Below are 25,899 nucleotides of genomic sequence, written 5' to 3'. Positions count from 1 at the left end.
GCTGATCCGGCGCTCGGTTGCCTCACCCGGTCACCAATCCTGGTGAGGCGCTTTTATTCTCGGGGCCGATGGATAACGGCTGGGCAGATGCCACATGGCAGGCTGCCCGGGTCCAGTGGTTTGCCCGGCAGGGTGTTGACAGGAGAGTCTCCTGTATTTGATGGATCTGGTCGTTTATTTGATAAAACCTGACCTTTGCCTGCAAAATTCCCGGGAATGATTTTTTTAACAGTATTTCAAGCAATCATGGACGGCCATGGACCATTCTCATTGTATCCGTGTTGCGATTGTGGAGGATGATCCTCTCTTTCGCGACGCCGTCTGCAAAACCCTTGATGAGCAGCCGGATATGGTCCTGCACTCGGTCGCGACCAGCCGTGCCGAAGGGCTGGCAATGCTACAGGGCAGGGCGGCGGACGTATTGCTGGCGGATATCGGTTTGCCCGATGGGTCGGGGCTGGATGTGCTCAAGGCGGCCGTGGAGTTATGGCCGTCCTGTGCCGTGTTGATCAGCACGACTTTTGGCGACGAAAGCTACGTAATGGACGCCATTGCACTGGGTGCGGCCGGCTATCTTCTGAAGGACGCCAACGAAATGCAGAGAGTGGAGGCCATTCGCACGTCCCATGGGGGGGGAAGTCCGATCAGCCCGATAATTGCCCGGCAGGTTCTTTCACGCTTTCGTCATCATCTGCCTGTTCCGGCGGCCCGCATCGTTCCGTCCTTGTCCGAGCGGGAACTCGAAGTGTTGCGCTATGTGTCGCAAGGCTTTACAGAGTCTGAAATTGCGGGGCGGATCGAGGTGTCGACACATACGGTTCACACCTATGTCCGACGCATTTATCAAAAACTTTCAGTTGGTTCGAGGATCGAGGCCGTAACCTTGGCCCGGCGTCAGGGATGGCTGGATTCTTGATTTTCGCATCTTCGTGTGAGTGAGGTAATGCAAGAAGCCGTGCGTTCCAGGTGGGTGTTCCTCTCCCGTATTGTCGGCATGCTTTGCCTGTGTAGCGTGGTGTTGCTGGCATGCTTGCTATATCCGCCATCCACCCGCTCCAGTCCGGAATTGTGGCAGCAATCGCTTGACCGGGCGGAATTTTTAAAACAGGTCATACCGGGCGATCTCGACACCACAGTGCCTGACCATATTGCGGCGGAAGACCCGACTGGTCCGTGGCAGACTATAGAACTCCCCTATACGGACAGGTTTTATCCTCCCGCTTTTCCTGATCAGGGTAATCGGCGATCCAGGACCACGACCTGGTATCGTTTCACCATCGCTCCCCCCATGCCCGCCAATGGGGACAGGGCGCGGACCGGTTTCTATCTTCCCGCCTGGAAAACCCAGGGACATCTCGCGCTGTACCAGAACGGTGTGCTTGTCTGGTGTTCGCAGGGTGGTGCCGCAGGGCAGGGAATAGGCTACCCGGTTTTGGTCCAGTTGCCGTTTTCAGGCGCGTCTGTGCTCACGTTGCGCATGGACATGCCACCTGGGGGGCAGGGGGCTATGACAGCAGCGCGGATCGGTTCCTATGATGCATTGGCGTGGCGTTACCGGATCCGCCGGGTCATGCAGTATTGGCTACCCGCAGCCCTTGCGGTCCTCCTGCTTTCGGGCAGCGTCATGCTGTCTGTTCTGGCTATGGGTCGCACTGTAGAGCACCTGTGCCATTATCAGGTCGCAGCCGTTGTCTTGTATGCGACCTACTGCCTTTTCTTCCTGGGGGGCGAGCATTTTACATATGCCCCTTTGTCCTGGATCAGTTGGGGTGCGATCACTTCACTCTGCTGGTTGATCGTTGTTGTCTGGCTGCTGTGCAGCGATATGGCCGAAATCACGTTCCCCTGGCTGAAACGCCTATTGGTGGGGGGCGTGGCGTTGGGCTCTGTCGTGACACTGCCCCTGTTCTGCCCGGATAACTGGCGTGGGATATTTTCAGTCTGTCTCTATGCCTGTTGCTGGATTGTGCCACTTCCCATGCTGCCATCGCTGGCGACCGGCCTGTGGCGTAGGGGGGCCCATGCCGGTCTCTTGCTGATAACCTGTAACCTGCTGTTATTGCCGGGGGTGATACATGATGTTGCATTGGCATATGACCGTATTGGCATAAACCATAATTATCTCATGCCTTACCTGATACCGCTGGTCCTGTTCAATGGTTTATACCTGCTGGGCAGGCAGTATGTCGATTCACTCCACGCGGCGGAACAGGCAACGGAGCAGTTGCAGTCACGATTTGAATTGCAGGAAAGCGCATTGCGCGAAAGTTACGAGCGCCTGCGGCAGGTGGAACAACGCGATCTTCTGAGTGCGGAACGCCAGCGCCTGATGCGTGACATGCATGATGGCCTGGGCTCGACCCTGACCGGCGCCATTCATATGACGAATGGGGATACGCCCCACGCCGTGCTGCGCCAGACATTGCAGGACTGCCTTTACGATTTGAAAATTACAGTCGATTCACTGGAATCGGTCGATGCCGACCTGCTGGTACTGCTGGCTAATCTGCGTTACCGGCTTGCCTCGCGCTTTCAGGCACATGGCATGACGCTGGAATGGTCCGTAAAGGCAGTGCCTCCGCTGGTCTGGCTGACGCCATCCGCAGCACTGCATATCCTGCGCATTCTTCAGGAAGTCATTGCCAACATCATAAAACACGCCGGGGCGGATCGTATCCGTGTTGCAACCGGCGTCGATGGGCTGGCTATCGTAATTTTTGTTGAGGATAACGGTAAGGGCTTTATCGCCAACAAGCAGGCGACAGGTGGGCGCGGCCTGCATAATATCCGTTGGCGGGCCCAGGCGATCAATAGCCGTGCGCACTGGTCTGCTCTTGCAAAGGGCACACGCTTTACGTTGTGGATGCCAATTCAGCAACCCGACGGATCGGTCACAACGCTTTCGCCCGGAATGTCGCTTTCAGCGATGAAAAACCTTTGATCCTGTCTTGATGATTGTCATCAGGTATCATCCCGTCATGGTAATTCGCGTGCCCCGCGCGGATGGTCGCCATACGACATGGCCGAAATAGCAAACGAAAACACCAGCGGGTTGCTGGTGTTCTCGCGGAAAAAACCGATATATTCCTTGTCAGGGCAGGAAAAATCCTGAAGCCGAACCAAGGCGTTCGGGTCCAGGCCGGGCCCTGGCGGGATGGGTGCAAGTGCCGGCCGGTTTTGTCAGATCAGCCCGTAGCGGTCCAGCAGGTTGTCGATTTCCGTGCCGTCCGTCAGGTGGTGGAGCAGGCCCGAACCCGGCACCTTCTTCCCGTCCCGCAATTCGGCTGCGGCTTGCAGCAGCATGCGAACGTCATAGATGCTGCCAAAAACTTCCGGGACCGCGCGGTCGATGTCGAGCAACGTATAGACTGCCTCCATCGCTGTACGGACGGAATATTCGGTGGTGAACACCGTATCGCGCGGTGTTTCGGCAAACTGGCCGAGAAAGGCAAGGTTGGCACTGCCATCAGGCACCACTTTTGGCCGATCACCCGGGCCGCGCGGCATGAACTGCGCCGTAATAAAGGGCATCATGCAGGGGTGGGTGATCGCCCCCGTTGCTGCCATATCGTCGATCTGGTCCATTGGCACGCCCATATGGAACAGCCATTCACGCGTGATTTCCTCGCCCGTGCAATCCTGCATGGGCTTTTTCACGTAATCGCCCGGCACGTCGCTGAACAGGCCATACAGCCACGCCACCATCTGCCCCTTCGGCTGCCCCTTGAAATGCGGCTGGCGGCTGACAACCCAGCTCATCAGCCAGGCGGAATCCTGGAACGTAATGGGGCCACCCGTAACAGTGCGGCCAGAGAATGGGTCGCGCCCCGTCACCTTCTGCACAAGTTCGGGAATACGCGCATCCAGCGTGGTAACGGTCGCGGACTCCCAGCGGGATTTGGCGGCGTCCCCGCAGAATACGTCCGGCCGCCCGAAAGCAGGGTCCTGGGCTGCGATATTGCGCCAAAGCTGCCAGATATTGCCTTCCCCTATGGTTGTGTCCACCGGGGCAGGGGTGTGGTGGTCGCCCCAGCGGGAGTTTTCCACCATCGAGCCATTGGTGACAAAGACCAGGTCGCTGGTATTGACATCGACGCCACCTGGCTGTCCATTTTCCAGCCAGTCGATCCGGGTCGCGACCTTCCTTGCGGCAGCGGTATCGATACGCACGTTGGTGGCCCGCACACCATGGCGGAATACGACACCTTTTTCGCTCAGCCACGTGGCCAGCGGCTTGCTCAGGGATTCCTGCTGGTTGAACTTTGTGAACTTCAGTGTGTGCAGGTCTTTCAGCCCCAGGATCTGGTGCACGAAGCGGGCAAGGTAGCGTTTCATCTCGATGGCGCTGTGCCAGGTCTCGAAAGCGAACATCGAACGCCAGAACAGCCAGAAATTCGATTTCATGAAATCGTCGGACAGGACGTCGGCGATGGTCTTGCCACCCAGCTTTTCCTCATCCGCGAGAATGAGGGAAATGATCTCCCGCCGTGCCTTGCCGGTCAGGGTCAGGCTGTCCCGATCGGGGAGCGGCTTGCCACGCCCGCACATGGCCCGCACAGGGCTGCTGCTGGGATCGACCCGGTTGAGCCGGTAGAATTCATCAAGCACCGAGGCATCGGGCACTTCCAGCGACGGGATCGAACGATACAGATCCCACAGGCACTGGAACTGTTCTTCCATCTCGCGACCGCCGCGGATCAGCCAGCCGGTCTGGGCATTCCCCGCACCATCCAGCGCCCCGCCATTGGCGTCCGACGCTTCGAGAATGGTAATTTTCGATGGCGTCATCTGGGCATCACGGATCAGGAAGGCCGCTGCCGCCATGCCAGCAAGGCCGCCGCCGACAATCCATGCCGAACGGCTTTCAATGCCGGAGGGTTTTGCCGGGCGCACAAAGGCTTCGAAATTGCTATGGGCGTATCTCATCACACATCGCTTCTTTTACGCCCGTACGGGGCGTTCGGTTCAAGGATAAAAAGGCTTGGCAGGACTATAGTATTCCGTGGGGCGATTGCTCTCGTTGATATGCGTCAACGCCAAGAAAAAAGGGCGGCTCCGTGGAGCCGCCCTTTTCTTTCTGCGCGCTGGCAGAGACAATCAGTTGCTCTGACTGTCGCTGTCACGCTGGCCATGTTCGCCGCCCGAACGATGACCATGGCGTTCATGGCCGCCATTTTCACCACGGCTGTGTTCACGGCTGGAGTTCCCGTCTTCACGGTTGCCATACGAGCGGCTGCCGCGGTCGCTGGACTCATTGTTTGCCTGGTCACGATCATTATGGCGATCGCCATCGCGGTGACCATGTTCACGGTAATTACCGCTTTCGGACTGCCGGTCTTCTTCGGCGTGTGCGAAAACGGGCAGGGCAAGACCTAATGCAGCAGTGAGGATAAATGCTTTTTTCATATCGTAATATCCTTTTCGCTGGCGGTGTTGTCTGCCAGCGTTCGAACAAAAGGTATGGAGCAATTATGAGGGAGTAAACAGTCGTCAGGAAATATCTGATATGCGCAAATAAACTTTTAAAATTCCTCAAATCAGCGGTGAAACAATGATGATTCAGGCAGAATGAGGCACAGATAATGGCGCAGCCAAGGCCACCCGAACGGCCCCGATTACTGGAATGCCACGGCCCGGCGGAGTTGGACGAATACCGACATGGCCTTTTGGTAACGCAGTTTTTATCTCAACCGTCGGGTGCCGGGAAAAGACAGGCAGACCAGCAACCCCGCCAGCACAAGCAGGAAAGTGGCCGACCACCAGCCATAAAGAAACGCCCCCGCAATGCCACCTGCCGTAAAGGACAGGACAATTCCGCCATGCAGCCACAGGCGCTCACGCGTGCGGGCAAGCTGGGCGGGGTCCACAGGGTGGATGAAGGAATCCAGCCAGTCCGCCAGTTCGATCCCGACATCGGTCAGCATGCCGGTCATATGGGTGGTGCGCACGCGCGCGCCCGAAATCCGCGTGACGGTGGCGTTTTGCAGACCCATGAGAAAACTCAGCCCATAGGCCAGCGTCGGCCCGCGCGGCGTTGCGGGCAGGAGCATGTCGACCAGCCCCAATATACCCAGCAAGGCGGCTTCAAGCAGGATGCTCCAGGCATAAATGGAGGGAAGGGCACGTCGGCGGCCGGCATTGACCAGCAGGGTGGACAGCACCGCCCCCACCACAAAGGCGCCGATCAGCCCCAGGCATGACGCAACCAGGCCGGAATGTCCGCCGTGCAGCCCGGTCGCCAGTGTGGACACGTTCCCCGTCATGTTGGCGGAATAATAGCCAACCGCCAGAAAACCCGCCGCGTTGACCGCCCCGGCAATGGCGGCAAGCGAGCAGCCAAGCCGCCCGTCGATCCCAACAGTCCGTTCCGCCCCTTCGTGAACGAGCACCTGGCCCTCCTATCCCCACATGCCACGCAGCCGCGCGCCCATATCGATCCGCACCTGCCGGACCCCATCCTGCCGCTTTTCCTCCTCCGGTGTCACGATGGGCCAGGCCATGCTTTCGAACAAGGGCAGCATCGCCCGCTCGATAAAGCGCGTGCGCGCCGCATAGACATGCCGGTCCCCCATGCCATGCTGGCCATGCACATAAAAGCGCTGCGGCACCATGATATCGAGACTATCCTTGGCCCGCGTCATGGCCACGTAAAGCAGGCGGCGTTCCTCATCGATTTCCTCGGTCTCGCCCGTGCCCAGATCGGAAGGGATGCAGCCATCGACGGCATTGAGCACGAAAACGCTGCGCCATTCCTGCCCCTTGGCGGAATGGATGGTGGACAGGATCAGGTAATCCTCGTCCAGCAGCGGCACGCCGGCCTGGTCGGATGTCGCATCCGGCGGGTCCAGCGTCAGTTCGGTCAGGAATTTCTCGCGCGAGGGATAGCCCCCCGCAATCTGTTCCAGTTGCACAAGGTCGGCCAGGCGCATGGTCGCGTCCTCATGCAGGCGTTCAAGATGCGGTTCATACCAGTGGCGGACAAGCCCGATCTCAGCCGGCCATCCACTGGCGCGACTGCGCAGGCCCTGCATTGTCCCCACAAAGCCGCTCCAGCCTTCCCCCGCGCGCGGCGGGGCCTTCATGTCCGCCAGCGCCATAAGGGGATCGGGCGCGGCCTGCATGGTGTCCAGCACGCGGCGGGCCGAATTCGGCCCCACACCGGGGAGTAATTGCAAGATCCGGAACCCGGCAACCCGGTCACGCGGGTTCTGGGCGAAACGCAGCATTGCCAGCACATCCTTCACATGCGCGCTGTCGAGAAATTTCAGCCCCCCGAATTTTACGAACGGAATGTTGCACCGGGTCAGTTCAACTTCCAGCGAACCGCTATGGTGGGACGCCCGGAACAGCACCGCCTGCTGCATCAGGGCCATGCCTTCCTCGCGGTTTTGAAGAACGCGCTCCACGATATAGCGGGCCTGATCGGCATCGTCCCTGACCGAAACCAGACGAGGCAGGGCGTCGGACAGCCGGTCCGTCCACAGGGTCTTGCTAAACCGTTCGGTGGCCTGTTCGATCACGGCATTGGCGGCGGCAAGGATCGGCTGGCTGGAACGGTAATTGCGCTCCAACGTCACCACTGTGCCTGGATTGGGGAAAGAGGACGGAAAATCGAGGATATTGCGCACGGTTGCCGCGCGAAAGGCATAGATGCTCTGGGCGTCATCCCCCACCACCGTCATGCCCCTGCCATCGGGTTTCATGCCATGCAGGATCGAGTCCTGCAGCCGGTTGGTATCCTGATATTCATCGACCAGCACATGGTCCCATCTGGCCCCGATCTCCTCGGCAAGGACCGGTTCGGCCATCATCTGGGCCCAGACCAGCAACAGGTCATCGTAATCCAGCACGTTCTGCGCCTGCTTGGCCGCTACATAGGTGCTGAACAGGCTTTTAAGCTGGTCTTCCCACATCGCACACCACGGGTAATGCCGCATCAGCACATCCCCCAGCGGGAGTTGCGAATTGACCACGCGGGAATAGATCGCAAGGCAGGTGCCCTTGGCGGGGAACCTGCTCTGCGTTTTCGAGAACCCCAGTTCATGGCGCATGAGGTTCAGCAGATCGGCGGAATCCTCCCGGTCGTGGATGGAAAAGGCCGGATTGATGCCGATCTGCTCCGCATAGTCGCGAATGATGCGCGCCCCAATGCCGTGGAAGGTGCCGCTCCAGGCCAGCGCGTCGGCCATAATGCCGGCCCGATCACCCAGCACCACCCCGCAGATCCGTTCGACACGCCGCGCCATTTCCGCACTGGCACGGCGCGAGAAGGTCAGCAGCAGGATACGGCGCGGATCGGCGCCGCTGACAATCAGGTGGGCAACCCGGTGGGCGAGCGTGTTGGTCTTGCCCGACCCGGCCCCGGCAATGACCAGCAGGGGAGCGGCAGGACATGCCACGCCGTTCACGACTCCATGGGTCACGGCGGCGCGTTGCGCGTCATTCAGCCTGTCGAGATATGCGTCGCCCACGATTGCTCCCGTAACTCCCTGAAATTCAGATTTTCTCTGACGAACTCATGGAGTTTCCACCACGATCCTGTCCGTATCAAATTCCGCACATCTTTGGGAAATGCGTTGACTTTCGTCCTCGATATAGAACAAATGACGAACATAATGCTCTGCCCACTGGTTGGGAAGCCATAATGGATTGTTTTGTCCCATGTCCGCACCTCGTCCCGCGTTGGAGGCGCTGAGAGAGCAGATCAGCCGTCTTGAAGGTCATAATCGGCTCAGGCGGCCCACATTGCCCTTTGGCGTGCCCGAGATCGACAGCCGCCTGCCCGGCGGTGGTCTGGTGCTAGGTGCGCTGCACGAGGTGGCAGGCGGCGGCAGTGACGCCCTGCACAGTGCCGCCGCCGGACAGTTCTGCGCAGGGATCGCGGCACGCACCCGCGGCAAGGTGCTGTGGATCGTGACAAGGCAGGACGTGTTCGCACCCGCCCTCAAGCAGGTCGGCCTGTCGGCACGGCGGGTCATCTATGTGGAAGCCGGGACCGATACGGATGTGCTGGCCTGTTTCGAGGAAGGACTGCGCCATGGCGGATTGGGGACGGTCGTCGCCGAAGTGGCTCGCCTGTCCATGACCGCTTCGCGGCGCCTGCAACTGGCGGCCGAGACATCGGGGGTACTCGGCATCGCCATAAGGCGCTGGCGGCGGCAAAGCAATGCGGCGGATTTCGGCCAGCCGACAGCATCGCTCACCCGCTGGCGGGTCTCGGTCCTGCCGTCCGTGTCCCTGCCGGTGGCGGGGGTGGGGCGGGCACGCTGGCGGCTGGAACTTATCCGTGCGCGTGCGGGCGAATGTGCCGATTTTGAAGTGGAGGCCTGCGATGCCCAGGGAAGACTTGCACCGTGTCGTCTCGCTCTATCTGCCGCTCTGGCCGACGGATCGGATCAGGAAGAAGCTGGGCAAAGACGCGCCAGGGCCTGACACGCCCCTGGCACTGGTGGGGCGCGAGGGATCGCGACGGGTCGTGCTTTCTCTCGATCTGGCCGCCCGCAGACTGGGCCTGCGCCCGGGCACGCCTGTCGCCAAGGCGCAGGCACTTTACCCCGACCTGGTGCTGATGGACGCAGACCCCCAGGGCGACCGGCAGGGGCTGGAAAAGCTGGCGCTGTGGTTTCAGCAGCGCATATCCCCCATTGTGGCGGTCGATGCGCCGGACGGGCTGGTGCTGGATACGACCGGGGCCGATCACCTGCATGGCGGTGAGATGGCCATGCTCAAGGACATGCTCCATCGCCTGGCGGGGGTGGGCATTCGGGCCCGGGCCGTGGTGGCGGATACATGGGGGGCAGCGCACGGACTGGCCCGCTATGGGCGCGCACCGATTGCCGTGGTGCCGGCGGGCCAGACGGTTCGGGCACTGGCTGAGCTGCCCGTAGAGGCCCTGCGGCTTTCGGCTTCTATTGTCGAAGGGCTGGCCACGCTGGGTGTGTCGCGCATCGGAGCACTCGCCGCCATGCCGCGTGCGCCGCTGGTGCTGCGTTTTGGCCCGGATGTAGCCCAAAGGCTCGATCAGGCCCTTGGGCGCGTGGGGGAGGCCATTATCCCCGTGCGCCCCCTTGAACCGGTGGAGGTCGCGCGCAGTTTTGCCGAACCCATTGCCGCCGCCCAGACCATTGCCCGCTACATCGGCAAGCTGGTGCCCCCACTTTGCCAGGCGCTGGACACGCGGGCAGAGGGGGTAAGGCGGCTCGACCTGCTGCTGCATCGGGTGGACAGCCGCATTCAGGCCATCCGTGTGGTAACAGCCATGCCCGTGCGGGACATCAAACGCCTGACCCGGCTGCTTTGCGAAAAGATCGAGACCATCGATCCGGGCTTTGGCATCGAGCGCATGGTGCTGATCGCAGCCCTGACCGAACCGATGGAGCGGCGGCAGAGGGTGTCTTCCCTGATCGCGGAAGAAGAAGCGGACGTGTCCGACCTGATCGACACGTTGGCCAACCGTGTAGGCACGCAGGCCCTGTACCGTTTTACCCCGGTAGAAAGCGACCTGCCCGAACGCTCCTTCTGCCGCGTGCCCGCGCTGGCCCCGGAAGGAACAAAGGACTGGCCCGAGCATTGGCCCCGCCCCACGCGCCTGCTGGCCCGGCCCGAAGCCGTGCAGGCCATGGCGGAACTGCCGGACCAGCCGCCCCTGTTCTTCATCTGGCGCGGCGTGCGGCGAAAGGTGAAATGCGCGGACGGCCCCGAACGCGTGTTTGGGGAATGGTGGAAGAACGATGCAGAACTGACGATTGCGCGCGATTATTTCCGGGTGGAAGACACGCATGGCGAACGGTTCTGGCTCTATCGGGCAGGGGATGGCGAACATGGCGAAACCGGATCGCAGGGCTGGTTTATCCACGGCATATTCGGATGAGTGCCTCCACCCCCCTCTACGCCGAATTGCAGGTCACGACGTATTTCTCGTTCCTGCGCGGGGCGTCTTCGCCGCTTGAACTGTTCGAACAGGCGAAAGCCCTTGGCCTTGAGGCACTGGGCATTTGCGACCGGAACACGCTGGCAGGCATGGTGCAGGCCCATGTGGCGGCAAAGCAGGTAGGGTTGCGGCTTGTGGTGGGGTGTCGTCTCGACCTTGCGGATTTTCCGCCGGTGCTGGTCTACCCCATGGACCGGGCCGCCTATGGCCGGTTGTGCCGGTTGCTGAGCATCGGCAAGGCCCGGGCCGGCAAAGGCAAATGCCACCTGCTATGGGCGGATCTGCTCACGTGGAGCGAAGGGCTGCTCGTTGTCCTGATCCCCGACGTGGCAGACGATGCCTGTGCCCTGCATCTGCGCAAGCTGAAAGACGCTTTTGCTGAGCGGGCCTATATGGCGCTGACCCTGCTGCGCCGCCCCAATGACCAGATGCGGCTATATGAACTTGCAAACCTGGCCCGGCAGGCGCGGGTGCCGACGGTGGTGACCAACGATGTGCTGTTTCATACCCATGACCGGCGCATTCTCCAGGATGTGGTCACCTGCATCCGCCACAACACCACGATCGATGAGGCGGGGTTTGTCCGCGAACGCCATGCGGACCGCTATCTCAAGCCGCCGCAGGAGATGGCGCGGCTGTTCGCGCGCTACCCCGAAGCGATCAGCCGCACGCTGGAGATCATGGCGCGTTGCCGCTTCAGCCTGGACGACCTGGCCTATCAATATCCCGACGAGGTATCCGTACCCGGGCAGACACCGCAGCAGGCACTGGAAGCCCTGACATGGGCAGGGGCTGAACAAACCTATCCTGGTGGCATTCCCGCCGATGTCCGCAAAAGCCTCAATCACGAACTCGGCCTGATCGCGCGCATGCACTACGCGCCGTATTTCCTGACCGTGAACAGCATTGTCCGCTATGCCCGCAGCCAGGATATTCTCTGCCAGGGGCGGGGGTCTGCGGCCAATAGTGCTGTCTGCTACGTGCTGGGCATTACCGCCATCGATCCGGCGAACAATTCGCTGCTGTTCGAACGGTTCGTGTCCGAAGAACGGGGCGAGCCGCCGGATATCGACGTGGATTTCGAGCACGCAAGGCGCGAGCAGGTGATCCAGTGGGTTTACGAGCATTACGGCCGCGACCGGGCGGCGCTGACGGCGGTGGTAATCCGCTACCGCGCCAAGGGGGCGCTGCGCGACGTGGGCAAGGTCATGGGCCTGCCCGAAGACCTGATCCGCACGCTTTCGGGGCAGATCTGGGGTTGGGGGCGCAAGCTGGACGATGAATCCCTCAATGAAACAGGCATTGACCTGTCGGACCGGCGTATCCGCCTGACACTGGACCTGGCGCGCTGCCTGATCGGCGTGCCACGCCACCTGTCGCAGCATCCCGGCGGGTTTGTGCTGACACATGACCGGCTGGACGAACTGGTGCCGATCGAACCCGCATCCATGGACCAGCGCCAGATCATCGAATGGGACAAGGACGATATCGATGTCCTGAAATTCATGAAGGTGGATGTGCTGGCCCTTGGCATGCTCACCTGCATGAAGAAAGGGCTGGACCTGCTGGCCGAATACAAGGGACAGCACTTTACACTGCAAACTGTGCCCCCGGATGACACCGCTACTTACGACATGATCTGCCGGGCGGACACGATCGGCGTTTTCCAGATCGAAAGCCGGGCGCAAATGTCCATGCTGCCGCGCCTGAAGCCGCGCAGCCTGGGCGACCTGACCATTGAGGTGGCGATCGTCCGGCCCGGCCCGATCCAGGGGGACATGGTGCACCCCTATCTGCGCCGCCGCGAGAAAATAGAACCGGAAGATTACCCCACGAAAGAGCTGGAAAAAGTCCTGAAAAAGACACTGGGTATTCCGCTGTTTCAGGAACAGGCGATGCAGGTGGCCATGGTCTGTGCCGGGTTCACGGCGGCGGAAGCCGATCAACTGCGCCGTGCGATGGCAACCTTCAAGAACACGGGCACGGTTTCGCAGTTTCAGACCCGGCTGATAGAGGGCATGCGCGCCAACGGCTACGATGAAGAATTTGCCGAGCGTATTTTCCAGCAGCTCGAAGGTTTTGGCTCCTACGGATTTCCCGAAAGCCATGCCGCCAGTTTCGCCATTCTGGCCTATACGTCATCATGGATGAAATGCACGCACCCGGATGTGTTTCTGGCCTCCCTCCTGAACAGCCAGCCCATGGGGTTCTATGCCCCGGCCCAACTGGTCAGGGATGCGCGCGAACATGGGGTGGACGTACGGCCCGTCTGCGTGAACGCGTCACGCTGGGACAGCACGCTGGAAAGGCATAAGGACGGTGGAAAACACTTTGCCGTGCGCCTGGGCATGAGCCTGGTGAAAGGGCTGGCCAATGAAGATGCAGCCCGGATCGTGGCGGCCCGTGGTGCGCGTCCTTTTGTATCGGTCGATGATCTGTGGCGGCGGGCAGGGGTCAAGGTGGCAGCGCTCACCCATCTGGCCGAAGCCGATGCGTTCCGCCCCGCCCTGGGCCTGGCCCGACGCGACGCGCTGTGGGCCATCAAGGCGCTGCGGGATGAACCGCTGCCCCTGTTTGCGGCAGCACAGGTCACGCGGGAGGTGGAAGAGAGCCCGGTGCTGCTTCAGCCCATGCGCTGCGGGGCCGAGGTAATACGCGACTACAACCGGCTTGGCCTGACCCTGCGCGACCACCCCGTAGCCTTTGTGCGGGCTGACCTGCACCGGTTGGGTATTCTCTCCTGCCGGCAGGCACTGGATGCGAAGGATGGGCTAAGGCTGAGTGCTGCGGGGCTGGTGCTGGTCCGCCAGCGCCCCGGCTCGGCCGATGGCGTGGTGTTCCTGACATTGGAGGACGAGACAGCCAATCTCAATGTCATCATCTGGCCCGACCTTTTCGAGACCTATCGGCGCGTCGTCCTTGCCGGGCAGATGCTGGCGGTAAAGGGCAGCCTGCAAAAGGAAGGGGAGGTGGTGCATCTTGTGGCGCGCGAAATCCGTGACCTGTCGGCATTGCTTGCCGATATCGGCAACCGGTCCCTGCATCATCCATCATCGCCCCCTGATCAGACGATCATGGCCGAAAACATTACCGTCAAATCACGCAATTTTCACTAAGAGATAAAAGTTTCTGGTGAAGCTTTTTCCAAAAAGCTTCAGGGGAAAATCACATTTTTGAAAAAAGACGGCAGCCAAAAACTTTTATTCTTCATTATCAGGCTTGTCGGCATGGTTCCGGACATCGGGCCCAAAGCAACCCAGCCGCCCTTTGGCAAGACCCGGCAGGGCGTTCCCTTGCGGCTGGAAGAACAGGGGTGCATGCTTTTACGGGAGTCCACCACTTGTCCGGAGACAGACATTGGCTTCTCTTTTTACACCCCTTCAGGTCGGGGCCCTTACGCTGCCCAACCGGGTCATCATGGCGCCACTCACTCGCCAGCGCGCGGGGGAGAGCCATATCCCCAACGACCTGATGGCGACCTATTACGTCCAGCGCGCCCTGGCCGGGCTGATCATCTCCGAAGCGACACCGGTTTCTCCCCAGGGGATCGGCTATGCCGGGGTGCCCGGACTCTGGCTGCCGGAACATGTGGAAGGCTGGCGCAAGATCACCTCGGCCGTGCATGATGTCGGCGGTCGCATTTTTCTCCAGCTCTGGCATGTGGGCAGGATTTCCGATCCCGTTTTCCTTGGCGGGGAACTGCCGGTTGCCCCCAGCGCCATTGCCGCGAAAGGGCATGTCAGCCAGTTGCGTCCCGAACGCCCCTACGTGACGCCCCGCGCATTGGAAACCCATGAAATTCCCGGCATTGTGGCCACCTTTCGGCGTGGGGCCGAACTGGCGCATGAAGCCCATTTCGATGGTGTCGAAATTCACGGCGCAAATGGCTATCTGCTCGACCAGTTCCTGCAGGATTCCACCAACCACCGTACCGACCAGTATGGTGGCTCCATCGAGAACCGGGCCCGGCTGATGCTGGAAGTGACGGATGCCGCCATTACCGTCTGGGGCCCGGGCCGTGTGGGCATGCATCTTTCCCCCCGCTGCGATGCCCATGACATGGGCGACAGCAATCCGGCGGCGACCTTTGGCTATGTGGCAAGCGAACTGGGCCGCCGCGGCATTGCCTTCATCTGCGCGCGCGAAGCGGTGGGGCCGGACAGCCTCGGCCCGCAGTTGAAAAAAACATTCGGGGGCGTCTACATCGCCAACGAGGCCTTTACGGGCGCTTCGGCCGAAAAGGCGATCGAGGAGGGAAGGGCCGATGCCGTCGCCTTCGGCAAGGCCTTTATCGCCAACCCCGATCTGCCGGAACGGCTACGGACCGGCGCGGACCTGACGCCGCCAGATCCGTCCACCTTCTACGGGGGCGATGCACGCGGTTATATCGACTACCCCACACTCGGCGCTTCAGGGGACTAAGCGAAAATCCCCGGCTCGGCGGTGTCGATCCGCCACGTGGGCGGGCCCCCGGCATGTGCTTTGCGCGCAAACCGGGGCTCGCTCACTTTGTGGCGGAGCAGGCATGGCATGCAGCACATCCGCAACCCGGTTTACTGTGCCGCGCCAATCGCCGGAGCGGCTGTCCTGATCCTAGGTGGAAGCGCGGCGGAACCGGATGATGCTGCGCGACAGGCGACCTGCGGCCCAGTTGGGCATTTTCCGCCACGGTGTCAGCACATCCGCGTAATCGCCCGAAACCGTGACGGTGCGGCGCTGTTCCGTGCCGACCCATTCAGGCGCCCAAGCGGTCTGGACACTGGTGATCCACTGATTGCCTTCGACCCGGTAGCGACCGATATAAGCGACCAGGGTTTTCATAAGATGGGCGCGTTCCGCGTCATTGGTGGCGGGGTGACGGTTGCTGCCTTCGAGGTTGAAGGCTACCCAGCCGTCGGGGGTGAAGATCACGCGGCCCCTGGGTGCCGGCCCCATGGCGTTGATGAAGGACCCGCTTTCCTTTTCTTCCACCCGGTAGGAAACGAGTTCCCACGTCCCCACGAGTTTTGCTCTGAGTTCCTCATTTTCCAGTTCAGCATGGCTGTGCTGAACGACATCCTGAATTGACATGTTTCCGTTCCATTGCTGGCACATATCGCCCGGCTATGGTGTTGCGCCGGGCGTCTTCGATCTGTGTTGCGCCAAGCATGCCCTCTCCTCAAATTGATCGGTAGTAACATTTAAGGAAAAATAATATTACGCTAGGCGCAAAGATAAGCCCTATATTCAGGCAAAGGGGAGAGAGCATTCTTGTCCTATGACGAAATCGGAGACCTGCGTTTTTTCATCAGCCTGGTGGATGCCGGCAGCCTGAGTGCGGGCGCGCGCAGCCTGGGCACATCCCCCGCCGCCGTGTCCCGCAGGCTTGCCCGGATCGAGGCCAGGCTGGGCAGCACCCTTGTCATTCGCAACACGCGGCATTTCGGGCTGAGCGAGACAGGCCGCCTCTATTACGAGCGTGGGCTGGGCATTGTCGCCAATATCGACCACCTTGAGGAGGAAATTTCCTTCACCACCAGCGCGCCGCGTGGAACGCTGAGTATCGGCGCCCCGGTGGAACTGGGCCGCAGGCAGATCGCCCCGTTCATAGAAGCCTTCAGTGCGAAACATCCCAAGCTTACGATCACTCTAGCACTCGCATCCGAAGGTGTTTACGATTTCAGTGACTCGCTGGATGTGGTTCTCAGGCTGGGGCTTCCCGATACACCGGGGGCGGTGGTCACACGCCTGGCCTCCACCATCCGCGTTCTGTGTGCATCCCCCGCCTATATTGCCCGCCGGTCCCTGCCGACCCACCCGCGTGAACTCACGAAACACGACTGCCTGTGCCTGCGGCGGAACAAGACCATGGCCCTGCTCAACAAATGGGTGATCGGGAACGAGACGGAAACCGATGTCGTAACCGTGGAGCCACGCCTGTCCACCACCAATGCCGAGATCATCCACGACTGGGCGTTATCGGGGCAGGGCATTGCCTACAAGCTGCTATGCGACGTGTACCAGGACCTGGAGGAAGGCAAGCTCGTACGTATTTTTCCTGACCTGCAAGGCGAAAAGATCGATCTTTACGCGGTCCTGCCAAGCCGCCAGCACACAAGGGCCAGTATCAGGGCGTTCCTGAACGATCTCAGGCCCTATATTCGCACCGCGGGGTTCTTGGATGGTACATGACGCACGTCCACCCAACCCCGCGCCGTAACTGCCCGAAACCGGTGTCGTCCGGCGGGCCGGTGGGCCTATTCACCACGGCCGGGCGGAATTGCCAGAATGGCCCCTCAAGGACACAATGGGGCTGCTTTACTCACCATGGACCTGCCGCGTGTTTCTTCGCCAGCTCAGCTACCTGATCGCCCTTGACCAGTTCCGCCATTTCTCGCGCGCTGCCGAACACTGCGGCGTTTCGCAGCCCGCCTTGTCCATGGCGATCCGCCAGCTCGAGCATGAGCTGGGCGTGCCGATCGTGCAGCGCAACCGCCGCGTTTTCGGCTTCACGCAGGAAGGCGAGCGCGTTCTGGCCTGGGCACGGCAAACCGTGGCGGCGCTGGACGGTCTCAGGCAGGAAGCGCATTTCGCCCATGACATAGCGGGCGGCACGCTTTGTATGGGTGCGATGCCCCCGGCCGTGCAGATCATCCCGTTCCTGATGGAAAGCCTGCGCGCCGCCATTCCCGCACTGCACGTCAAGCTCACCCTTTCTGCCAGCACCGACATCCTTCACGACCTTATGGAACACCGGATCCAGATGGGGGTGATGTATCTCGACCAGGTGCCTGCAGGCGATGCGTTCGTGGTGCATGAACTCTATGCCGAGCAGCATGTCCTGGCAGCGGCCCCCGGCATGGCGCTGGGCGGGCGCAAGACATGCGGATGGGACGATGTGGCCCGCCTGCCGTTATGCCTGCTCGACCCCTCCATGCGCACCCGCCAGATCGTGGATGGATGCTTCAAGAAAGCGGGGATACGCCCCAATATCATGTTCGAGACCAACTCGCTCGAACTGCTTTATGCTGAACTTCTTTCCGGGCGGCTGGCCACGGTTCTGCCCGTTGCGGCCCTTCCGCAGCGGGGCGAACCCGCAGCCAACCTGCAGATCCGCAGGGTTCTGGCGTGTCCCGCCCCTGCCGTGGGGCTGGTGCGCCTGCGGCAGTCGGTCACGACTGCATTGGTGGCAAAGGCGTGGGATATTGCAAGCCATCTCGTGCTCAACGACATCCTGACCCTGTAACACACCATTATAAACAGCGTTTATGATGAGATCATGACAATGTCTTGGACGCCGTGGGGCTAAACGTCCAGTCTGCCGGGCCAGCAGGGGCGGGAGGCGGCTTTGAACGGGCAGACAGCCAGCATATGGCCGGTGGACATCGCACAACGATGGCGCTGGCTTTTCGCCCCCACAAGTGCCGATCTGGGATTTGCTGTCCGCACATCGGCCGCTGCCATCCTGTCCCTGCTGATTGCGATGTGGATGGAACTGGACAGCCCGGCCTGGGCCCCGCTGACCGTATGGGTGGTGGCAACGGCATCGCGGGGGGAAACCCTGTCCAAGGCGCGGTGGCGTCTGGTGGGCACCGGGATCGGGTGCTGTATGGGTGTTGGGCTGATTGCGGCTTTCCCCCAGGAAACGGGCCTGTTCTTTATCGGCCTGGCCCTGTGGATCGGGCTTTGCTGCGGGTTTGCGACCTTTTTCGGCGGCTATCGGCGCTACGGGTTTCTGGTCGCCAGCTTTACATCGGTCATTGTCTCGACCGGGGCCATTCACCAACCCGATGACGTGTTCAGTGTGGCCATTGCCCGTGGCACATACATCGTCCTTGGCATTGTCTGCGAAGCCGCGCTGGCGGCCATGTTCCTGCCCACCGTGCGGGACCAGGCACGCCAGCGGCTTCTGATGCGGCTGGACCAGATCACGGCCGAGGTTTCGCGCCGCGTGAACGATATTCATGCGGGGGCAGGGGATATCGATGCCGAACAGCAGCTTCTGGCGTCGATCATCGCGGCCAATGCCCGTATCGAATACGATGTGCTGGAAATGGGGGCAGGGGCGCGCAGGCAGGGCGATCATGCCCGCGGGGCACTGGCCTGCCTGCTGGGCGCGCTGGCTCGGGCCCGTGGCGGCGCACCGCATGAGGATATCGGCAAGGGGCTGGCCGAAGCGCATGCCCATATCCAGACCATTTCCTCCCCCCGGCGGGGAGACCGGTTTACGTTCAGAACCCGATCCCCCCGCGACAAGGTGGAAGCGCTTTATAATGCGCTGCGGGCCATTACCGGCATTATCGGGGCATGGCTGCTATGGGAAATAACGGCCTGGCCATCAGGCACGACGTTCGTCGCCTACGTAGCCTTGGTCTATGGCCTGCTGGACACGCGCGAAATCCCCGCTTTGGCCTCATCGGGCTTCTTCCGCGGGGCTTTGTGGTGCGCGGCGGTGGCGGCCTTTTATGTCTTCAGGGTGGTGCCTGCCGTCACAAGCCCGGAATGCTTGGCCTGCCTGCTGGCCGTGCCTGCCATTGCCGGGGGGCTTGCAGCCCGTAACCCGGCCCTGGTGAACCATGCGTTTTCGTTCAACATGTTCCTGCCCGTGCTGATCGGGCCTTCCAACCTGATGCGGTATGACGAGGTCTCCTTCCTGAACACAACGGGGGCCTTTCTGGGGGCTGTCCTGTTCGCACGCCTGACATTCGGGGTCGTATTGCCGTTCCGGGCGGATGACCATCTGATGCGCACCGCCCGCTGGGTGGACAGGCGGCTGGGTACAGTCGCGCGTGACCCCGGCATGTCGGTGCATCGGTGGTTGTCGGAAAATGCTGACAGCATGGTCAGGGCCGCGCGGATGTGCCAGCGTGTGCCCCCCGATGTCATGCGCCAGGCCATGGCGCGGCATTTGCAGGCCATGGTGCTGGGGATGTGGGTGATCGAACTGCGCGATATCGCAAACGACCCGCATACACCCGCCCCCACCCGCAAGCGCCTGAGGGTTTTCCTGCGCACCTGGACACGCGCCCCGCTTGTTGCTGTCCAGAATGCCGCCATGATCGCCCATAACCTGCAACGACACACACAGGCTAACCCCGCAGCCATAACAGCACTCAACGGGGTTGCGCGCAGCACCTTCTTTGCTCCCCAAGACCCGTTGGCCGCCACCGAAAGCGAGGAATAAGGCCAGACCCGCACGGGGAAGCATAGGCGGCCACCCGATCGGAATAGAGGTTTTTTGAGGCCATTCCCCAAACAAGGTTAAGACATGGTTAATATCTGGGCGTTAAGCAGGGAATGCAGTCACGGAACGCAGGCTTTCCGGACCAGTCATGCCGTAGGGGAAAAATTGAATGCCTATCAATGGATTATCGCGCTTTACGGGTCACACGGTCATTGTAACGGGTGCCGCATCGGGGATCGGTCTTGCGACAGGGCTGCGTTTTCTCGATGAAGGGGCGCGCGTCATTTTTGTCGATCGTGACAAGAAGGCCCTGCATGCCGCGACAGATGGCCTGGACCCCGAACGGGCCATTGCATCACTGACGGATGTCTCGGTCCCCAGTCAGGTTCAGGCCCTGCTGGAATTTGTACGCAACCACTTTGGCAAGCTGGATGTGCTGGTGAACAATGCCGGAGTAACGGCCATGGGCACGGTACTGGATTGCGACCTGGCCACATGGAATACGGTCTGCGCCACCATCCTGAACGGCACGATCGATGTCAGCCGCACCTTCCTGCCCATGCTGATCGAAAGTAAGGGCAATATTGTCAACACCGCATCGGTCTCGGGCATGCGGGGGGATTGGAACACGGCTTATTACGACGTGGCCAAAGGCGGGGTCGTCAACCTCACCCGGGTCATGGCCATGGACCATGGGCACACAGGCGTGCGGGTGAATGCGATCTGCCCGTCGGTCACGCGCACCGGCATGACCAAGGACGCCGTCAAGAACACAGCTTTCGTCAAAAGTGTTGAAGACCGTATTCCACTAGGCCGCCTGGGCCTGCCCGAAGACATGGCGGCGGCCATTACGTTTCTGGCCAGCGCGGATGCCGCGTATATCACCGGCCTTATCATGCCGGTGGATGGCGGTGTCACGGCATCGAACGGCCAGCCCCCTTTCCCCATGGGGTAAGCGAGAAGAAAAGGGGCAGTAGCCACCCCGCTCCACCCGAACAGGTGTGGCGGGGTGAGGGGATAATCCGCCCCCTCACGCTCTTTTTCAGCCTTCCTTACGCCCGGCCCTAAGGACGGGTGAAATACGGCCCTCCCAGATCCCCCAGGAACCAGAGAATAAGCAGAATGATGAGGATAAGCCCCAGCACCCCGCCAAGACCCTGCGCGCCGTAACGATTGTAGCCGTAATATCCACCGGTACCACCGAATACCACGATCAGGATAATAATAAGTAATATCATTCCCATGTGCGTAGTCCTATCGTTAACAGCACGGCTGTTTCTTCCATCGATCGCAGTGATCGGTATGGGGTGACCGGCTTGAACTGACGCTGCGTTGGCGTAACTTCTACAATACGCGCGGCCTGTATTTTGGTTGCGGCCCTTTACGGGCATTTCTATCCTCATTCCCACCGCATCCCTTACCGATCGGCTGCCATGGCGGTCCACCACGGCGGGGCAGGGTGCGCTTGTATTCGCCCGGCTTCTGCTTTAAATGAGAACAGTTCTTATTTTGTGTCGGACAGGCGCACTGCGGAAACGAACGGATGGTGCGATCGCCCCCCTTGGTTCAGCAAACCTTCATCTCCCGGCGGAGCGATCTTATCAAATACGCCGAGACAATCGTGCCCAATCATGGCGACGATATCGTGCAGGAAGCATGGTTCCGCATCAACCGGACAGTGACGGCTACGGTCGATGTCATCGCCCCTGATTCATACCTTTTTCGCGTTGTGCGTAATCTGGCGATCGACGTAAAGCGCAAGCTGGGGCGGGAGGCAGAAACCACACGCGACGCCACGCCGGAAGAAATTGCAGCAGTAGCCGGACCGACATCGCCGGAGCGGGATTTTCTGGCGGCCGAACAGATGCGTCTGCTGCGCGAAGCGATAGACGAACTGCCCGAACGCACTCGCATCGCGCTGGAAATGCGCCGCTCGGGCCAGTACAGGCTCAAGGACATTGCCGAGCATCTGGGTGTTTCAATCGCAATGGCGCACGAAATCATTGCACGCGGCATCGCCCATTGTCGTAGCCGGGTACGCCCTCCTGAATGACGCGTCATATTGCGCGCGACCGAAAAAGGCGGCCCGCCTGTCGTCTTCCTTATGGGGAGGGCGTTACCTCCAATGCCGCACCGTGCCCGACCGGGAGCCCCGTATGAGCGATACGGAAACGTATGATCGCATTTCCCTTGAGGCGGCGCGCTGGCTGGTCTCCCTGGAAGAAAATCCTGACGACCAACGGTTGAAGGACGACTTCGAGGCATGGCTTTCAGCAGATCCGGCCCACCAGCAGGCATGGGAGGCAACGTCAGGCGTCTATGACCTGATGGGGCCGCTATTCGAGAATGAATACCCATCGCGCGCCCCTAAGGAGTATCAGGTTTCGCGCGCGCGGCACCCTGTCCGCCGTGCACTCTGGGCCATCCCGCTTGGGCTTGCCGCGTCCATCGCACTGTTTGTGTCAGCACCCGACTGGTATTACCGGCTTACGGCTGATTATGCGACCTCGGCGGCCCGGCAAACGACGATACGGCTGGCCGATGGAAGCGAAGTCAGCCTGGCGCCGCACAGCGCGATCGACGTAGCGTATCGCCCGGAAGGGGCCAGGGAAATCCGCCTTCTTCGGGGGGAGGGGTTTTTCAGGGTCGCACATGACACTGCCCGTCCGTTCCGCGTGCTGGGTGGTTCCATCACTGTTACGGATATCGGAACGGAATTCGATATACGTCTTTCAGCAACCACCTCCTCCGTCGCCGTCAAGGCGGGCAGGGTGCATGTCGATGGAGCACGCGCCTTTTCCATGGACATGGGCGCAGGGCAACGCCTGGATGTTGGCAACCGCGCTGACGTGTTGCAGGGCAGGGAAGATGTCGAGAATGTCGGGGCATGGGCGACCAGCGGGCAGCTTGTCCTGCAGGATGCGACATTCAGCGAGGCAATGGACCGGATCGGGCCCTATTATGGGGGCAAGATCTTTGTAGCGGATCGGAGCCTGAACGGCGGCAAGGTGACGGGGGTCTACAACCTGTCCGCCCCCGAAGCCGCATTGAAAGCCATGGCTGACACGCAAGGTGCGACATTGCGACACATAACCCCTTGGATTATCGTCATTTCTCGCTAAAAAGCGGAAAAAGTTCCAAAAATTTTCTGCAACCGACCGAAAAACGGCTTCCGGCCATCGTTCATTGTTTAAAGAGGAAGATGCGAATGCCATGCAACCGCATTCGGTCTTCCAACGATCGAGCGAGAATGGAGCGGTGGCGTAATGTGGGCGTATGCAGGCGTAAGAATTTCGAAAACTCAGCAATTTGCCAGACGATTTCTGTTGGGACTGTCCACAGCCGGGTTATCGGGCCTGATGATATACCCCGCCTATAGCGCACCGGCCGCAGTGACGGCCGCTACGGAAATTCCGTTCGATATTCCGGCCGGATCGCTGGCCCAAGCACTGACCCGGTTCGGGCGCCAGGCTGGCATACAGGTTTCGATCAACGGCGATCTGGCCCGCAACGCAAGAACGGCCGGTGTTTCAGGCCGTATGGCGCCAAACGTGGCGCTGGCGCACCTTCTGGCCGGAACTGGACTTGCGGCGCGCTATTCCGGCACGAACAATGTCCTGATCCAGAAAACAGGCTCCGCCATAGCACTTGGGCCCGTGCGGGTGGGCGGAACCGCCACGCATCAGGACCCAACCGGTCCGGGCGTAGGCTACGTTGCCGAAAACACCATGGCAGGAACAAAGACCGATACGCCGCTGGTGGAAATACCAACCTCCATCTACGTGATTACCAAACAGCAGTTGATCGACCAGCAGCCGCAGACCATACAGGAAGCATTACGCTATAGTGCCGGCATTTATTCAGAACCCTATGGTTCGTTTTCGTCGGGCGAGGCAATGGGGAGCGGCGGGGCGATCATGCAGCGCGGCTTCAGCACACAGCAATACGTGGATGGGCTGATGAGCACATCCCTGACATCGGGGGAGCCGACATTCCTTGAACGGATCGAAGTTCTCAACGGTCCTCCTTCGGTCATGTATGGCCAGTCGGCACCGGGCGGGCTGGTGGACATGGCGCTGAAAAAGCCGACCGACACGCCCCTTCACCAGGTCTCCGTCGGCTTTGGCAACTGGAACCGCTACGAAGCAACGGTGGATGTCAGCGACAAAGTGACCAGATCGGGCAATGTTCGTTACCGTATTGCTGCAATCGGTAACACGCAGGATATCCAGACCAATTATAATCGGTACAGGCGTGTGGGCGTTCTTCCGTCGTTGACCTGGGATATCGACGACAAAACCAGCCTGACCCTGATCGGTTCCTACAGCTACACGCCCGATGCCGGAGAAAACGCGGGAGCGCAATATCCCACACGCGGCACCCTGATCACGGACGGATACCGCCGAATCTCGCGCAGCACATTCGCAGGCCTCACCAACTGGAATGAAGATTCCCGCAGCAACGCCATGTTCGAATATCAGTTCAATCATAAGTTCAATAAATACATCAATTTCAGCCAGGTCCTGCGCTACGAAAAAACACGCCAAAGGGACAGGGATTCCTATGCCGATGGCGGCGTGGATGACGCTGACCCAAGCCTGCAATATTATACACCGGAAGCACGATATTATTCGTCGGAAAGTATTGCGTTCGACACACGCTTACACGGTGATATTCAAAGTGGCAGTGTCAAGAACACCTGGGTGGTCGGATCGGACTTCCGTCATTATGATTACAACCAGAACAACATCATCTCATCAACGGATGCGGTGATCGATCTCTATAATCCACAAGCAACGCAATTCACCCCGTGCATGAGCGTCAGTTCAAGTTCAGGCTGTAATGTCAGGGGCTATAACGGCACCGATAGCTATTTTCAGGAAGGGGTTTATTTCCAGGATCAGATCAAATGGAAAAGACTGTCCATTATCCTGGGAGGGCGCGAAGACTGGTTTACGGATCGGTATCAAACGTACCGGTACAGGGGCGGTGGCAACAACCAATCCTATTCTCAGAACGCGTTTACGTGGCGAGCAGGGCTGATTTACAATTCCAGCATCAGCTTTGCGCCTTATTTCAGCTATGCGACGTCATTCACCCCGCAGGATTCCACCGACTGGCAAGGCCATCTTATCGCGCCCCTGCGTGGCAAACAGATGGAAGCAGGGCTTAAATACAAAGTTCCGGGCAAAAATATCCTGATTACGGCATCCGCTTTTCGGATCAATGAAGATCATTACCTCATCAGCGATCTTGTTCATACCGGCTATTCAGAGGACGCCGGCCGTGTGCGATCCCAGGGGTTCGAGGTATCGGCGAATGCGAATATCACCCACGACCTGCGGGTTCTGGCTTCTTATAGCTATACGGATATCCGCTTTGCAAAAAGCAACCTGACCGCGCAGAAATACAACCCTTATACCGGTGAATACTACGGAGCGAACGTGAAGGAAGAAGGGAAATCCGTTCCTCAGGTTCCACGCAACATGTTTTCGGTCTTTTTTGACTATACCCTTCCCCAATCCCTGACCAGGGGACTGGGCATCAACTGGGGTTTGAGATATGTAGGCTCCAATTATTTCGACAAGGTCGAATCTTTCAAAACACCGGCCTACGTCCTGTTCGATGCAGGCGCGCACTACGATCTGGGCGAAGCAACACCCCTCCTGCGCGGATTGAAAGCCCAGTTGGCCATGTCCAACCTGACCAACAAATATTACATCACGACATGCGGGTTCGGTTCGTGCTTTCTCGGCCAGGGGCGGCGGGTCTATGGAAACCTGACCTATAGCTGGTGATCGTGCAT

Annotated in this window: 19 protein-coding genes; 13 read left to right on the top strand and 6 right to left on the bottom strand. The window is 60.3% G+C overall.

Annotated features, from left to right (window positions below):
- Positions 1-256: 256 nt before the first annotated feature.
- Together J2D77_RS03945 and J2D77_RS03940 are read left to right on the top strand one after the other, a co-directional pair.
- Positions 257-916 (top strand): response regulator transcription factor, encoded by a 660-nt coding sequence (locus tag J2D77_RS03945; protein ID WP_207844943.1) that lies wholly within the window; start codon positions 257-259, stop codon positions 914-916.
- 39 nt (positions 917-955) lie between these two features.
- The gene (locus J2D77_RS03940; RefSeq protein WP_207844942.1) at positions 956-2,941 is read left to right on the top strand and encodes a sensor histidine kinase; all 1,986 of its coding nucleotides are present in this window, start codon (positions 956-958) and stop codon (positions 2,939-2,941) included.
- A gap of 239 nt (positions 2,942-3,180) precedes the next feature.
- On the opposite strand, the gene J2D77_RS03935 is transcribed toward J2D77_RS03940, so the two are convergent.
- The 4 genes from J2D77_RS03935 to J2D77_RS03920 all read right to left on the bottom strand — a co-directional run bounded on the left by J2D77_RS03935 (position 3,181) and on the right by J2D77_RS03920 (position 8,471).
- The gene (locus tag J2D77_RS03935; protein WP_207844941.1) at positions 3,181-4,926 is read right to left on the bottom strand and encodes an oleate hydratase; all 1,746 of its coding nucleotides are present in this window, start codon (positions 4,924-4,926) and stop codon (positions 3,181-3,183) included.
- Positions 4,927-5,097: 171 nt separating this feature from the next.
- Complete coding sequence (locus J2D77_RS03930) at positions 5,098-5,406, bottom strand: hypothetical protein (RefSeq protein ID WP_207844940.1); 309 nt, start codon at positions 5,404-5,406, stop codon at positions 5,098-5,100.
- A 275-nt stretch (positions 5,407-5,681) separates the two neighbouring features.
- Positions 5,682-6,389, bottom strand: coding sequence for a YoaK family protein (locus J2D77_RS03925; protein ID WP_207844939.1), 708 nt, complete (start codon positions 6,387-6,389; stop codon positions 5,682-5,684).
- Between the two features lie 9 nt (positions 6,390-6,398).
- A complete protein-coding gene (locus J2D77_RS03920; protein WP_331000054.1) occupies positions 6,399-8,471 on the bottom strand; it encodes an ATP-dependent helicase in 2,073 nt (690 codons plus the stop codon).
- A 190-nt stretch (positions 8,472-8,661) separates the two neighbouring features.
- Between J2D77_RS03920 and J2D77_RS03915 the strand changes: the two genes are divergently transcribed.
- The 4 genes from J2D77_RS03915 to J2D77_RS03900 all read left to right on the top strand — a co-directional run bounded on the left by J2D77_RS03915 (position 8,662) and on the right by J2D77_RS03900 (position 15,352).
- Positions 8,662-9,432: an ImuA family protein gene (locus tag J2D77_RS03915; protein WP_207844938.1), complete on the top strand. Its 771-nt coding sequence runs from the start codon at positions 8,662-8,664 to the stop codon at positions 9,430-9,432.
- On the top strand, positions 9,332-10,870 hold the full coding sequence (locus J2D77_RS03910; protein ID WP_207844937.1) for a Y-family DNA polymerase: 1,539 nt from the start codon (positions 9,332-9,334) through the stop codon (positions 10,868-10,870). Before J2D77_RS03915 ends, J2D77_RS03910 begins: the two co-directional genes overlap by 101 nt.
- Entirely contained in the window at positions 10,867-14,046 is a 3,180-nt protein-coding gene (locus J2D77_RS03905; RefSeq protein ID WP_207844936.1) for an error-prone DNA polymerase, read from the top strand. The genes J2D77_RS03910 and J2D77_RS03905 overlap by 4 nt, the downstream gene beginning before the upstream one ends.
- Before the next feature lie 241 nt (positions 14,047-14,287).
- Entirely contained in the window at positions 14,288-15,352 is a 1,065-nt protein-coding gene (locus J2D77_RS03900; RefSeq protein WP_207844935.1) for an alkene reductase, read from the top strand.
- Between the two features lie 171 nt (positions 15,353-15,523).
- Here J2D77_RS03900 and J2D77_RS03895 read toward each other — a convergent pair whose 3' ends face one another.
- Complete coding sequence (locus J2D77_RS03895) at positions 15,524-16,000, bottom strand: lipocalin-like domain-containing protein (RefSeq protein WP_207844934.1); 477 nt, start codon at positions 15,998-16,000, stop codon at positions 15,524-15,526.
- 180 nt (positions 16,001-16,180) lie between these two features.
- Here J2D77_RS03895 and J2D77_RS03890 point away from each other — a divergent pair, with 180 nt between their 5' ends.
- From J2D77_RS03890 to J2D77_RS03875, 4 genes are all read left to right on the top strand, one after another.
- On the top strand, positions 16,181-17,101 hold the full coding sequence (locus J2D77_RS03890; RefSeq protein WP_207844933.1) for a LysR family transcriptional regulator: 921 nt from the start codon (positions 16,181-16,183) through the stop codon (positions 17,099-17,101).
- Between the two features lie 148 nt (positions 17,102-17,249).
- A complete protein-coding gene (locus tag J2D77_RS03885) occupies positions 17,250-18,155 on the top strand; it encodes a LysR family transcriptional regulator (RefSeq protein WP_207844932.1) in 906 nt (301 codons plus the stop codon).
- A gap of 102 nt (positions 18,156-18,257) precedes the next feature.
- Positions 18,258-20,093 carry an FUSC family protein gene (locus J2D77_RS03880; RefSeq protein WP_230975432.1) on the top strand — a complete coding sequence of 612 codons (1,836 nt, stop codon included), beginning with the start codon at positions 18,258-18,260 and terminating at the stop codon, positions 20,091-20,093.
- Positions 20,094-20,262: 169 nt separating this feature from the next.
- The gene (locus J2D77_RS03875) at positions 20,263-21,048 is read left to right on the top strand and encodes a meso-2,3-butanediol dehydrogenase (RefSeq protein ID WP_207844931.1); all 786 of its coding nucleotides are present in this window, start codon (positions 20,263-20,265) and stop codon (positions 21,046-21,048) included.
- A 109-nt stretch (positions 21,049-21,157) separates the two neighbouring features.
- On the opposite strand, the gene J2D77_RS03870 is transcribed toward J2D77_RS03875, so the two are convergent.
- The gene (locus J2D77_RS03870) at positions 21,158-21,331 is read right to left on the bottom strand and encodes a DUF3309 family protein (RefSeq protein ID WP_230975431.1); all 174 of its coding nucleotides are present in this window, start codon (positions 21,329-21,331) and stop codon (positions 21,158-21,160) included.
- A 323-nt stretch (positions 21,332-21,654) separates the two neighbouring features.
- Between J2D77_RS03870 and J2D77_RS03865 the strand changes: the two genes are divergently transcribed.
- The 3 genes from J2D77_RS03865 to J2D77_RS03855 all read left to right on the top strand — a co-directional run bounded on the left by J2D77_RS03865 (position 21,655) and on the right by J2D77_RS03855 (position 25,891).
- A complete protein-coding gene (locus J2D77_RS03865) occupies positions 21,655-22,146 on the top strand; it encodes a sigma-70 family RNA polymerase sigma factor (protein ID WP_207844929.1) in 492 nt (163 codons plus the stop codon).
- 103 nt (positions 22,147-22,249) lie between these two features.
- A complete protein-coding gene (locus J2D77_RS03860) occupies positions 22,250-23,215 on the top strand; it encodes a FecR family protein (RefSeq protein ID WP_207844928.1) in 966 nt (321 codons plus the stop codon).
- 237 nt (positions 23,216-23,452) lie between these two features.
- Entirely contained in the window at positions 23,453-25,891 is a 2,439-nt protein-coding gene (locus J2D77_RS03855) for a TonB-dependent siderophore receptor (protein ID WP_230975430.1), read from the top strand.
- Positions 25,892-25,899: the final 8 nt, after the last annotated feature.

The organism is Acetobacter garciniae (assembly GCF_017377735.1).
Classification (GTDB): Bacteria; Pseudomonadota; Alphaproteobacteria; order Acetobacterales; family Acetobacteraceae; genus Acetobacter; species Acetobacter garciniae.
The sequence above is the reverse complement of the archived record's forward strand: the minus strand, read 5'-3'. Positions and strand labels throughout refer to the sequence as shown.